Here is a 13,304-nt window from a genome sequence, read left to right as displayed (position 1 = left end):
ATTGTAGAAAAATTGTATTTAAAATGACTAAACCACAAACCATAGAAATATTTTTACCAGACCGTTCGCCAACTAGTATTCGTGAAGCAGAAATAAACAATATTGCAGCCGCTACCATTTTAGGAAGTTCTGCAAGTGGTTCGACATCATGGAGATATAAAAACAGAAAAACTTTTGATGAATTAAAAAGAAATTAACTTATGCCTAATTATAATGAATATGGAGAAGTAGCTATAAATGTGGCTAAAACAAAAGGAAATCCAGAGGAAAACTGGAAGGCAGAAGTAAAAAAGGACTTTTTTGATTCCATAAGTTCTCAGAAAAAAAATTGCCCGAAAAGTGCCTTTTTAGGTTTGTGCGAAAAAGGTTTAGTAAAAGGAATACCTGAAGGGAAATATACTAGGTCAATTGACAATAAAGCTTATGCTGTAAAAGCTATTGATATCTTAAAAAGTAACACAAAAACTACTTATACTCCAAAGGAACTTTGGGAGGAGTTAAACCTTGGAGATAAAAGGCCTAATTCACAAATGGATGTTGTTTTAGCGCTTTGGGAGAATGGACTTATAAAGTAAATATTATTTGAAGTTATAAATACTATGGAAATCATTGAAAACTTAAAACAAAAAGCAACGATTCTTAATCGTTTAAGTAACAGTGAAGAAACACTTTTTGATCACATAAATTCTAACCACGATAATTTAGATGAAGTTATACAACAGTATAAATCAGAGCAAGAATTTAAACCAGTAAATACGTTACGTTTTTTAGTAGCAAATGAACTTAATCGCAAAAGTAAAAGAGTCTTTAAGTATTGTTTGATAATACAGAATAATTAATCAAGAGTATTTTTTAAATCACAAATATTATAAAACAATAATTTAGTAAGATAGATACTATAGTAATATTAAAAGAAAACATAGTATTACACCATATTTACACCTTGAAGGCTTTAAAGTACTGTGCTTAAAGGATAGTTACATATTGTATTGGGGAAGTAAAATAAAAGTATAAATAAGAAATAGTGCATATGGCAAAGCATAAAAATAACTTCAAAGTTTAGATGGTCAGAGCAGGAAGTGGAAGTTATCTAATAGAAAGAATTTATACTTATAAACAGTTAGGTTTTCATGGGGAACTTACACTACTAAACATCCTTCTTTTTTGCCATACTCGAATTCTCTATATTTTATAAATAACCACTAAGGTATGATTATTTAATTTTTTTGGGGAGCGTATTAAGCTAAAGTACGGAATAATTTTATATTTTTATGCTATAAAAGATACCTCTTTTATAGTTACTTAATTACACTATAAAGAAGGCTAACGTACCATTACATTCTATATAATCTAAATAAACACCAATAAACATGTATAATCTACTCGAAGATGAGAAGGTAAATGCTATTATTAATGAATTGGATACTAATGCCTTGAAATTAGATAAAATAGGTTTCAATATTTTTTCCATTTCAAGATATGGTAGCCATTTAGAAAATTTTCACAGCGATATACTTGCAAAATTATTAGACACAAAAGCCGAACACGAAGAAGGAGACTTATTTTTAAAGACCTTTTACCACGACTTACAGATATAAGCCTTTCTATATGACTTATGAAAAATTTGTAGAAAACGATAATAGCTTTAAGATAGATATTTATTATGAAAATGGTGATGCCCATATTCATTTTTGGAATCCTGGAAAAGAATCTGTTAAGGAATTACCTGAAGAAGAATATTTTAAAACTATTAAAGATAAAATTCAGGAAATAGAATATGATAGTAAGCTATTCTCTGCAAAGGAAAATTGGATGGGCTATTACAAAAGGTTTTATTTTTCGGAATATGAAAGTATGACAAAACAGGATGAAGCCCTTTATATTTTTGTTAGCGACTTTATGAAAGCATTGAATGCTAAATTGGAGAAATAAAATTCATTTTTAGAAAACCATTAATTTGAATATATTATGACATTTAAAACCTGTAAGGAAGGAAGGAAGGAAGGAAGAAATAAAAGAAGGAGCTAAAAAATGTAATCATTGTAACTCTTATCAAGATTACAGGCGTTCTTTAAATATAAGTACTACAGTTCTCTCACTTTTGGTTACCTTAATAACCGTTATTTCCTTTGGAATTCCATATGGAATGAAATTTTTAGTAGATCTAAATATTTAGTAGAGTCATTAATGACAACTCTAATGTAAAGCATTTTTTATAAGACGTATTTACTTTCTTAATATTTTTTCCATAGCCTTACCCCTGGCAAGTTCATCAATCAATTTATCTAGATATCGTATTTTTTGCATTAGCGGATCCTCTATCTCCTCTACTCTATACCCACATATTAATCCAGTAATTTTAGTGACATTAGGGTGTAATTGAGGAGCTTCCTCAAAAAAGGTTTCAAAATCTGTTCTATTGGTAATATGAGTATGTAAAGCCTCTAAATCATACCCTGTTAACCAACATATAATAGTATCTACATCTTCCCTTGTTCTGCCCTTTTTTTCCGCCTTGGTAATATAATGAGGATATACACTACCTAAGGCCATAGTAAATATTCTATTTTTTTTCATGAAGTTTATCTAATTAGCCTAATCAAACTAAAAATAGTAAAAATTTTATAATTTGTTTATCTCGTTATTTTTAATGGCTATAAAAAAAGGCGATATCATTAAGATACCGCCACCCTCCAACATAGTAATTATTATTATTACTAAAAACTATAACTTCACTAATTGCAACGTTTGTACTCCTTCTGTTGAAATTACATTCACAAAATAATTTCCTTTTCTAAAGTTTGAAATATCAATATGTTCTCCATCATAATCTTTACCATTGTATAATAATTGTCCGGCACTTGTATATATATAAACTTCAGATCCTCTTACCGAGTTACCACTAATGGCAAAGCTGTTTTGAGCCGGATTTGGATATACTTTTAATTTTACAGTACTTTCCGCTGTAGGCATGGTAGGAAACTTAGATCCTGAATATGCCAACTCATAGGCTCCAATATCGTAACCACTACCTTGCAGCCTAGCAGTACCATTTATATCATCATATAATCCGAATACTGAAACGTCAGTACCCAAGTCTACAAGAATAGAATTTAAACTTGTTACAGAATAAGCATCTACTGAATCATCATCTAATAAATATAAGCTTGTGGTATCTCGTACGGTAAGATTTGTAAAGGTATAAGGCAACATACCATCACGAGTACTTTTATTATTAAAATCTATATAACTTTCAGAATCTCCTTTCCATGTATTTGTCATAGTAAAATCATTTCCAGGATTTAAGATAAAATTATTTACGAAATAAGATGGTGTGGTATCTTGAGTAGTTCCTATTTTAGTAGCATCATCTGAAACTGTAATAGTGGTATTATAATGTATTCCTGAATTTTCCGGTTCAATTATCGTATTATTAAAAACTTTAAACCCTTCATTAGATGTTTCAAACTCATGTCTTTGGTGAATAAAAATACCGTGAAATTTGGGCGTTACGATAATATTATTGTACAACTTAGTTCCACTATCTACACTGATTAACTGAATTCCTTTCCCATCGTTATCTGTACTATTATACATTCTATTATTATAGACTTCATAAACACCCCCACCAATACTCATAGCAAAATCTTGAAATGACTGACCAGCCAAAGCATAATCTTGCACTACATTATCATGTATAAAACAATTAGCTCGAGCAAGATTTACCTGAATACCATCTAAGTCAGTTCGTTCAATTAAATTATAGGCTATAGTAATATCTTCCAACCAGTGTCCAAATATCAAATCTCCATTACAACTTCTGGTAGATGTTACCTTATAACCTCCAGTAAACCCTAAATAAATACCCTCTCCACCAGTATCATGAATATAATTATGGTGTAAGTTGATATTTTTCATAGTAAACCCGTTTCTTCTCCAACTATTAGAATTGTTACAATAAGGATCAGTTTTCCCCATTATTCCGGCAAATCCTGTATTTTCTACTTCAACATGATCAATTTCAATATCAGTTGAAAAATTTTCCATATAAATTCCTGAAGAATACGAATTGGTGCCAGCAACCTTAATACCATATTCATAATTAGAAGAACCGGTACCGGTTAACCTAACATTACTGCTTCTTTGAAGTGAAATAGCAGAATATGAAGGTGCATCGAAAGTAACTAACCCTCCGCAATTAATAATAATTATAGGATTTTCAGCCGTTCCTACCAGATCATAAAAACGGATGGCTGTATAATTACCAGCAGGTATGCAAATAGTATCTCCTGGTTCTATATTTAAATTGGTGCCCCAAATATTGTTAAGTGTGGTACTGTCTAAATCCTCCTCTTCTAAAGTGTAACTGCAATTACATGTCTGAGCTATAATTGAAGTACTAGCTAAAAAAAATAGAATATATATACAAAAACGTATGTTAGCTAATAAAGTTTGCATAATCAATAAGTAGGTTTAGTTAAAAATGGAGTTAATAACATTATAAAAATACAATTTTATCGATTAAAAGCATTAATTTATCGATGAAATACACAAAACACTTTGTTATTTAATAATTAGAAAGATTAAACGCACTAGTAAACAAAAAAGACTACACTACCAAAACATATTAGCTTACAAATAAGTAATAACATATTTAAAACGAAATATTTAAACAATGTTAAGTTTAGTTTAAAAAAAAAGTAATTTTTTAGAATTACGATTAAATATATTTTTTTACCGACAAAACACTTGTATTTGCTAAAAATTACTTAATTTAATCTTTAAATAGAAAATGTATATCGAAAGGTAAAGACCATTCACCTATACAAAGGTACCATTTAACCCTTTTAACGAGCAAAACATAGCTTTTGCAAATAATTTTATACCACAATTAAAACCCTAAATAAATTTTAACCATTAAAACGATGAATATGAAAATACTTGTAATTGATGATAAAGAGACTTTAAGTGACTTAGTAGCTCAATTTTTAAGTAGCTCCTACGATGTTACCACTAAAAGTAATGGTATTGAAGCCTTGGCTTGGTTACAACAATCAAATGTACCCGATTTAATTATTACAGATTTACAGATGCCCAAAATGGGAGGATTAGAATTTATTGATCAGGTGAAACAGAGTGGTTTCTTTTCTGAAATTCCTGTTATGGTACTAAGCTGCAAAAGTAGTAGTAAAGATCGTATAGAATGCTTAAAAGCCGGTGCAGTAGATTATATGGTAAAACCATTTAATCCTGAAGAATTATTAATTCGTATCGAGAATATTTTAGAAAATACTAACCAGTAAACACTAGGCACTCCCAATGAACACAAAAAATACTTCTAAAATAACTTTACTATATATAGGAGACGATAATCATTTAGTAGAGGGTCTAAAGGCTGTAAATAATACTATTAATTTAAAAGTTTTTAAAAGTGGGTATGACGCTTCATTAGTATTAGATGAGTTACATGAGGTAGATGCTATTATTTGCGAAAATAAATTACCCGGACAAAGCGGTAGTTCTTTCTATAACAATTATTTAAAGATTTACGACAAAGCAAAAACAATTGTATTTATCTTAGTATCTGATGAAATAAATGATAAAATAATTAAACAATCTTTAGAAGACGGTATAGATGATTGTTATCATAAGCCTATAAATATTAATCACATTTTAAAACGAATTGAGTTTTTAAGGTATTTAAAACAAAACTCAACCGAAATAAATACCGAATTAGTTAAAGAGCATACAACCTATAAACCAAAACCTTTTAAAAGATTGTTTGATATTGTAGTTGCTGGCTTTGCATTGCTTTGTGCTACTCCGCTATTACTACTAACTATTATAGCTATAAGATTAGAGTCTAAAGGAAAAGTATATTACATTTCTAAACGTGTGGGAAGCGGATACAAAATTTTTGACTTTTATAAGCTACGATCTATGTACCCCGATGCAGATCAAAGATTGAAAGAGTTTTTACATTTAAATCAATACGTTGGTACAGATAACGTTGAAAATACTGAAGAGGATGAAATTACAACCATTACTTCTAAATCAAAAGAAAACGATGTGATGCTTTTTAGCGATGATGAAGAAATAAGTGAAACAGCATATATTCAATCTAAATTTGAGGAAAATGCTAATGCATTCATCAAGTTTGACAATGACCCTAGAATTACAAAAGTGGGTAAAATTATCAGAAAATTAAGTATTGATGAATTGCCTCAGCTTATCAATGTTTTAAAAGGAGATATGTCTATTGTTGGTAATAGACCATTACCTTTGTACGAAGCAGAATTATTAACTACTGATGAATGGACACAGCGTTTTAACGGTCCTGCAGGGATTACCGGACTATGGCAAGTGGAAGCTAGAGGTAGGAGTTCTAAAATGTCTCCACAAGAACGTAAAGAACTGGATAATAAGTATGTTGAGTATGCTAACCACAAATTTTCATTTTGGAAAGACATGTGGATTATTATTAGAACCTTTAGAGCGGTTTTTCAAAAAGAGAATGTATGATTAAAATTAATACAATAAATAAATTCTTAACACTACTTATTTTTCCATTTGTCCTTTTTTCCTATAAAACTGCTCATAGTCAGGATGTAGAATATTTTATTACCAAAAGTTTAGAAGAAACCGATTTTAGTAAAAAATTACCTCCGTTAGATACGCTAAAGGCATGGACTCGGAAAAATTCTCCTTTATTAAAATATGACCAAGCTAATATTGAATATTATAAAGTAAACGTAAGACTAGCTAGAGCAGAATGGTTAAAATATATCTACTTAGAAGGTGTATATAATTACGGTATGTATGGTTATTTAAGTAGTGAGCAACTTACGGGAGTAGCCCAGGCAAATGAAAGCTTAATTAATACAGAAACCTCTAGATATACTGTTGGTATGTCGCTTAAAATACCTTTGGCAGCCTTTTTTAACCGTAAGAAAAACGTACATGCAGAAAAGACGCTTCAGGAAAGAGCACAATATCAAAAGCAAGTATCGATGATTGAAATTGAGCGAAAACTAATTTTAGATTATAATGATGTTTTACGGGCTCATAGATTAATGCTTGTTTCAAATACCATTATTGATACTTATAAGGTGCAGTCTATGCGTGCTGAGTCTGATTATGAAAACGGATTAATCCCTTTATCTGAATATACCAGATTACAACAGCAAATGAATGATGCCTTTAAAGAATTTGAAAAAAACAGAGCTGAATTTCTACTAGCTTTCATGTATTTAGAAAATACTGTAGGGGTAGAAATCAAATTAAATAATAATTTAATAGAACAAGAATAAATTTAAAGCAAATGGTAAAGTTCAATTTACTTTTTTTTGTACGCATATTATTGAGACATGTTACATTACTAATGGGAATACCTATCCTATTAGTTATTCTTGTTTTCTTCTTAACTAAAGGGCAACCTAAGGTTTATGATTCTAAAACCAGAATTTATACAGGTTTTGCATCGGGTTCTACCATAGAACTTGAAAATACCAGACTTGAAATAAATAAAACAAACATAGCTTATGATAACCTTTTAAATTTAATACGTTCTAGAGCTACTTTAGAAGAAGTTTCTCTAAGATTATTTACACAACACATGCTTTTAGATGGTCCGGATGATCGTATTATTGGTAAAGAAAAGTATGCTGAGCTCATGAAAATTGTTCCAAAGGAAGTAAAGGATCTGGTTGTAAAAGGAGACTATGATACTACCTATGCTAATTTTTTAGAATACAAAAACAAAGATCCATACAACTTTATATATGAGTTAATTAACTTAAATCATCCAGATTATAGCTACGAAAAAATTATGGGTCGTATCTCTGTAAAAAGAGTATTGTCTAGTGATTTTGTCGATATCAGTTTTCAGTCTGACGATCCCGGAGTTTGTCAAAACACACTACTTATTTTAACACATACATTTATAAAACTAAATCAGACCATGAAAGTAAATCAGTCTGATGAAGTTGTAAACTATTTTAAAAAAGAACTTAAGAGTAGTACCGAACGATTAAAGGAATCTGAAGCCGAATTATTAAACTTCAACAAGAATAATAAGTTGATGAACTACTATGAGCAAACCAAACAAATTGCTGCTAGAAAAGAGCTATTTGAGATGGAAGTTCGCCGAGTTACCCAGCTTTATTATGGTTCTCAAGCTGTTTTAGATGAACTTGAACAAAAGCTTAACACCTACGGTAAAAGACATGTAAATAGTAAAAAAGTACTTGAGTTAAGAGATAAAATGAGTAAGCTAAATTTTGATATTGTAATGCTTACTTCTTCTGTTTTAGATTCTCTTCAACGTGAAGAAAATAAAGATGAAGTTCTTAAGTTAAAAAGCGAACTATCTGATGTTAAACTTCAATTAACCAAATCTCTAGATACTGTATTCAATATAGATCATACAACGGAAGGAGTTGGCTCTACCCCTATTCTGGAAGAATGGTTAGATAATACAATTCAGTATGAAAGTTCAAAAGCTGAATTAAAAGTATTAGATGAAAAACGTTTAGAGTTTGATCAGATTTATGCTCAGTTTGCACCACTTGGTGCAACTATGAAACGTCTGGAAAGAAAAATAAACATTGCAGAGCAGGAATATCTCAGCTTATTACACAGCTTAGGATTAGCGAAGTTAAAACAACAAAATGCCGAATTACAAACCAATATTAAAATATCTGAAATACCTAATTTTCCTATTGAGGCAAATCCGAGTAAACGACTCATTTTAGTTGCCGTAGCTGGTATTATGGGATTTGTACTTGTAGCATCTACCATTTTAATTTTAGCATTATTAGATAATAATATTAATACTGCAGAACGTGCTGAAGAGAAAATTGGATTGAAAGTTAGCTCTATATTTCCTGTAATAAACACTAAGTCTAAAAAGATCGATTTTGAATACTTAAAAAATAAAGCTGTTATTGCTATCTCCAGAAATATTATTCTAAATCAATTTAAGCATGAGTCTGGTAAGCCTGTTGTAAACATGCTTTTCTCTACTCAGAATGGTGAAGGAAAAACGTTTATTTGTAAACACCTAATTAGTAAGTTGTGCGAACTTGATTATAAAATTTTACACATTACCGACGATACTAAAGATTTGGGTGTTGAATACACTAAAAAATATAAAAAGCTTACCTATACCATTGGAGATCATCTGTATAAAATTGCCAGTATAGATGAATTTGATCGTGATGGAACTTTAAAATCGTTTGATGATTTTGATTTTATCATTTTAGAACTACCATCAATTATTAAGCATCCATTCCCTGTTAAGTTAGCTACTGTAGTAGACTATACATTTTTAGTAGTAAGAGCCAATCGTTCTTGGTCCGATGCAGATATGAATGCCTTAAAGCTTTTTAATGATGCTACTACGGGTCCAGAGCCAACTATTATTCTTAACGGAGTTAAACCTATTGAAATGGAAGCAGTTTTAGGCGACTTACCTAAAGATCGATCAAGATTTAGAAGAGGGGTAAAACGTCTAATCCAAATGCGTTTTTTTACTAAATCATCTATATTGTAATGCTAAACAAACTGGTTAAAATAAAAAGAGAAAAGAACTTTGCTTCTTTATTTGCCAACATTTCTGTAGCGGCACTAGGGCTTCTATCCTTTATGCTATTAGCCAGACAATTGGATAAAAATTTCTTTGGTGAGTGGATTTTATTCTTAACTCTGGCTTCTTTTGTAGACCTATTACGTTTTGGTATGACAAATACTTCTACGGTACGTTTACTATCGGGTGCTTCATCAGAAAGAGTTAAAACTTTACTAGGTTCTAGTTACAAGATAAATCTTGTGCTTATAGCAATCATCGCTATTGTTTGTTATAGTACTTATGGAATATTACATATTTTTTCAGTAGAAAACACCAACGGGTATGGTCTCTTTTTGATATGGTATCCTATACTTGGACTTTTTAATATGAGCTGGAATAATGCGTGCTCCCTTTTTCAGGCGCAGCAAAATTTTAAACGCATGATGTACGTAAAATTATCAAACATTGGTATTTTCACTGTTTTTCTCGCGTTTAATTATTTCTTTTTTAATCTCGGCTCTAATTATATTATTGGTATGTTTTTAAGTACTAACCTACTCTCTAGTATTTGGTGTATTTCTAAAAAATGGGATGGTTTAAGATACTTAAGACACCAAGATAAAGAAACGGTTTCAGAACTTGTTCATTTCGGTAAATACTCAATGGGTACCCTTATTGGTAGTAGCTTACTAAAGAGTGCAGACACTTTTATTATCGGGTTAAGTCCGGTAATGGGAGCCTCTGCCATAGCCATGTATGCTATCCCCTTAAAACTAACAGACATGTTAGGGATCCCGTTACGCAGTTTAACAATGACTGCATATCCTAAAATGTCTAAAAAAGTGCTTCAAGGTGATATGGACGGAGCAAGAAAAACGTTCTACGCATACTCAGGAGCTATTACGCTAATTTTTATTCCAATCGCCATTGTTTGTTTTATGATGGCTAAGTTCTTAATTATCTTCCTTGGCGGTAAAGGCTATGCAGATCAAATTGATCAACTAATTGTGGTCTTCAGAATTTTTACTGTTTATACAGTTTTACTTCCGGTAGATAGATTCTGTGGTGTATTATTAGATAGCATTAACAAACCTAAACTAAATATGATAAAGGTTATAGTAATGACAATAGCCAATGTTGTTGTAAACTTTATAGCTGTTTTTGCATTCAACTCTCTGGAATTAGTGGCCATCGGAACAGTATTATTTACACTAATAGGTATTTCCATGGGATTCTATTATTTGAAGCACGAAATGCAAATAAAATTCAGGTATATACTTCCTGAAAGTATTCAGTTTTTTAAAAACATTAAATCACACTTTGCTAATTGAACGCATTTGAACGTACATATGGCCCAGATCTTTTAAAGAAACCAATACCTATTACCATCTTGGTAAGTATTGCTGTTTGTATTGGCTTATTAACAGCCAGTAAAGGGCTAATGGTGGCTATGGCTTTTATTATATTACCTCTGGCTATCATTTATTTAGCAGCAGTTTTACTAAATCCAAAGATTGGAATTATCACTATTTTAATATTCAGTTTTTTTGTTATCGGTCTATCCCGTTATTTGACCGCCACATGGGGGCTACTCGTCGATGGTTTACTATTTTTAATGTATTTATCGCTTTTCTTTACATCGTTTAAGAGAAAAATTAACTGGAACGATGCTAAATCACAGTTGACACTTCTGGCAGCAATTTGGATGGGATATGCTTTTTTAGAACTAGTAAATCCCGAAGTTGTAAGTAGAGCAGCTTGGTTTTATGCAATGAGAGGATTTGCGCTATATCAATTATTGTTAATTCCATTAGTTTTTATCTTATTCAACAAACCCAAAGATTTACATTTAGTATTTACTATTTGGGGCGTTCTTTCACTTTTGGGCACATTAAAAGGTATGCAACAGTTGTTTATAGGGGTAGATCCTTTTGAACAACGCTGGTTAGATGCTGGAGCTAATGTAACACATATATTATTTGGAAAACTAAGAATCTTTAGTTTTTATTCAGATGCAGGTCAGTTTGGAGCTTCACAAGGTCATGCTGGGGTTGTATTTGGAGTATTAGCAATTTATACAAAAAATAATTTTAAACGTAAGTTATTTTACATCATTGTTGCTATTACAGGTATTTATGGTATGCTAATTTCAGGAACAAGAGGAGCTATTGCAGTACCGGCTATGGGGGGTATTATGTACTTAATACTTAGAAAAAATATTCCGGTACTAATTGCAGGTGCAATTATGGGAATTGGGGTTTATGTATTTTTTGCGCATACCACCATTATGAATAACAATGCACAAATTAGACGAATGCGAACAGCTTTTGATCCTAATGATGCATCATTACAGGTTCGGTTAGCTAATCAACGGAAACTATCTAATTATTTAGCTTCAAGACCTTTTGGAGGTGGTATTGGTTCTACAGGTAACTGGGGGCAGCGATTTACACCTTATACCTTTTTGGCAAATACGGCAACAGATAGCTGGTACGTATCTATTTGGGCAGATATGGGTATTATAGGTTTATACCTTCATTTGTTTATTTTATTTTTTGTACTGGTTACAGGGGCTTACAATGTCATGTTCAGAATAAGAGACGACTGGATTAAAGGTCAAATTGCAGCACTAACATGTGGTATGGCAGGGATTATGGCCGCATCCTATGGGAATGGAGTTTTCGGACAGTTCCCTACAGGCACATTAATGTACTTAGGTATGGCATTCATTTTTCTGGCTCCGAGATGGGACAAAAAATTACAAGAAGAAAAAGAAAACGAACAAATACTATTAATTGAAAATTAAGTATTATGGGAAAAACTACTCCGTTAGTTTCAATAATTACAATAAACTACAACGATTCTAAAGTTACATTAGAAATGTTAGAGTCGTTGAGAGGATTAACATATCCTAATTTTGAAACTATAGTTGTAGATAATGCATCACCTAGTGACAATCCTAAAATATTAAAAGAAACATACTCTGAAATAACGCTAATTGAAAGCAAAAAAAATTTAGGCTTTGCAGGAGGTAACAATTTAGGTGTAGATGTAGCAAAAGGAGATTACCTTTTATTTATAAATAATGATACTATTGTTCCTGCAGGTTTTATAGAACCTTTAGTTAATACATTAGAACAGGATTCAACCATAGGAATGGTTAGTCCGAAAATAAAATTTCATTGGGATCCATCATTAATACAATATGCAGGATATACACCCATGAATCATTGGACCATTAGAAATAACAGCATTGGTTACAAAACAAAAGATACTGGCAATTATGATACTCCAGGGGAAACAGAATCAATACATGGTGCTGCTATGATGGTACCGAAAAGTATTATTGATACCGTTGGAAAAATGACCGAGGTATATTTTTTATATTATGAAGAGCATGATTGGGCTGCCCATATTAAAAGAGCAGGATATAAAATTTACTATCAACCAAAATCGTACATATTACATAAAGAATCACTATCAACAGGAAAATTTAGTCCACTAAAGACCTATTACTTAACAAGAAACAGGATTGTATATGCTCGAAGAAATTTTAACTCCTTACAATTATTTGTAAGCATGCTATTTCAGTGTTTCGTCTCTATTCCTAAAAACACCATAACGTTTTTAGCTAAAAGACAGTTTAAGCATTTACGTGTATACTGGAATGCTATTTTTTGGAATTTAACCCATTATAATTTATCAAATAAATAATGACCTTGTTTAATTATTAAAA

General features: G+C 31.1%; 14 protein-coding genes. 12 read left to right on the top strand and 2 right to left on the bottom strand.

Annotated features, from left to right (window positions below; genetic code table 11):
* Positions 1-23 precede the first annotated feature (23 nt).
* The 5 genes from NBRC110019_RS01910 (at position 24) to NBRC110019_RS01890 (ending at position 1,932) form a co-directional block, all read left to right on the top strand.
* Positions 24-197, top strand: a complete 174-nt coding sequence (locus NBRC110019_RS01910; protein ID WP_281751779.1) for a hypothetical protein — start codon at positions 24-26, stop codon at positions 195-197.
* A 3-nt stretch (positions 198-200) separates the two neighbouring features.
* Positions 201-575, top strand: a complete 375-nt coding sequence (locus NBRC110019_RS01905; protein ID WP_281751777.1) for a DUF6979 family protein — start codon at positions 201-203, stop codon at positions 573-575.
* A 24-nt stretch (positions 576-599) separates the two neighbouring features.
* Positions 600-839: a hypothetical protein gene (locus NBRC110019_RS01900; RefSeq protein WP_281751775.1), complete on the top strand. Its 240-nt coding sequence runs from the start codon at positions 600-602 to the stop codon at positions 837-839.
* Positions 840-1,370: 531 nt separating this feature from the next.
* Complete coding sequence (locus tag NBRC110019_RS01895; RefSeq protein WP_281751773.1) at positions 1,371-1,598, top strand: PD-(D/E)XK nuclease family protein; 228 nt, start codon at positions 1,371-1,373, stop codon at positions 1,596-1,598.
* A 10-nt stretch (positions 1,599-1,608) separates the two neighbouring features.
* Positions 1,609-1,932 (top strand): hypothetical protein, encoded by a 324-nt coding sequence (locus NBRC110019_RS01890; RefSeq protein WP_281751771.1) that lies wholly within the window; start codon positions 1,609-1,611, stop codon positions 1,930-1,932.
* 294 nt (positions 1,933-2,226) lie between these two features.
* Here NBRC110019_RS01890 and NBRC110019_RS01885 read toward each other — a convergent pair whose 3' ends face one another.
* Positions 2,227-2,577 (bottom strand): DUF2200 domain-containing protein, encoded by a 351-nt coding sequence (locus NBRC110019_RS01885; protein WP_281751769.1) that lies wholly within the window; start codon positions 2,575-2,577, stop codon positions 2,227-2,229.
* Positions 2,578-2,724: 147 nt separating this feature from the next.
* On the bottom strand, positions 2,725-4,458 hold the full coding sequence (locus NBRC110019_RS01880; protein WP_281751767.1) for a T9SS type A sorting domain-containing protein: 1,734 nt from the start codon (positions 4,456-4,458) through the stop codon (positions 2,725-2,727).
* Between the two features lie 473 nt (positions 4,459-4,931).
* Between NBRC110019_RS01880 and NBRC110019_RS01875 the strand changes: the two genes are divergently transcribed.
* The 7 genes from NBRC110019_RS01875 to NBRC110019_RS01845 all read left to right on the top strand — a co-directional run bounded on the left by NBRC110019_RS01875 (position 4,932) and on the right by NBRC110019_RS01845 (position 13,282).
* Positions 4,932-5,303 (top strand): response regulator transcription factor, encoded by a 372-nt coding sequence (locus tag NBRC110019_RS01875; RefSeq protein WP_281751765.1) that lies wholly within the window; start codon positions 4,932-4,934, stop codon positions 5,301-5,303.
* Positions 5,304-5,319: 16 nt separating this feature from the next.
* Entirely contained in the window at positions 5,320-6,522 is a 1,203-nt protein-coding gene (locus NBRC110019_RS01870) for a sugar transferase (RefSeq protein ID WP_281751763.1), read from the top strand.
* Entirely contained in the window at positions 6,519-7,310 is a 792-nt protein-coding gene (locus NBRC110019_RS01865; protein WP_281751761.1) for a TolC family protein, read from the top strand. Before NBRC110019_RS01870 ends, NBRC110019_RS01865 begins: the two co-directional genes overlap by 4 nt.
* Positions 7,311-7,381: 71 nt before the next feature.
* A complete protein-coding gene (locus NBRC110019_RS01860) occupies positions 7,382-9,553 on the top strand; it encodes a GumC family protein (RefSeq protein WP_281751759.1) in 2,172 nt (723 codons plus the stop codon).
* Positions 9,553-10,899, top strand: a complete 1,347-nt coding sequence (locus NBRC110019_RS01855; protein ID WP_281751757.1) for an oligosaccharide flippase family protein — start codon at positions 9,553-9,555, stop codon at positions 10,897-10,899. The genes NBRC110019_RS01860 and NBRC110019_RS01855 overlap by 1 nt, the downstream gene beginning before the upstream one ends.
* Positions 10,896-12,374: an O-antigen ligase family protein gene (locus tag NBRC110019_RS01850; RefSeq protein WP_281751755.1), complete on the top strand. Its 1,479-nt coding sequence runs from the start codon at positions 10,896-10,898 to the stop codon at positions 12,372-12,374. Before NBRC110019_RS01855 ends, NBRC110019_RS01850 begins: the two co-directional genes overlap by 4 nt.
* 5 nt (positions 12,375-12,379) lie before the next feature.
* Entirely contained in the window at positions 12,380-13,282 is a 903-nt protein-coding gene (locus tag NBRC110019_RS01845) for a glycosyltransferase family 2 protein (RefSeq protein WP_281751753.1), read from the top strand.
* Positions 13,283-13,304 lie beyond the last annotated feature (22 nt).

The sequence above is a fragment of the Neptunitalea chrysea genome (assembly GCF_027924145.1).
GTDB classification, from domain to species: Bacteria; Bacteroidota; Bacteroidia; order Flavobacteriales; family Flavobacteriaceae; genus Neptunitalea; species Neptunitalea chrysea.
The sequence above is the reverse complement of the archived record's forward strand: the minus strand, read 5'-3'. Positions and strand labels throughout refer to the sequence as shown.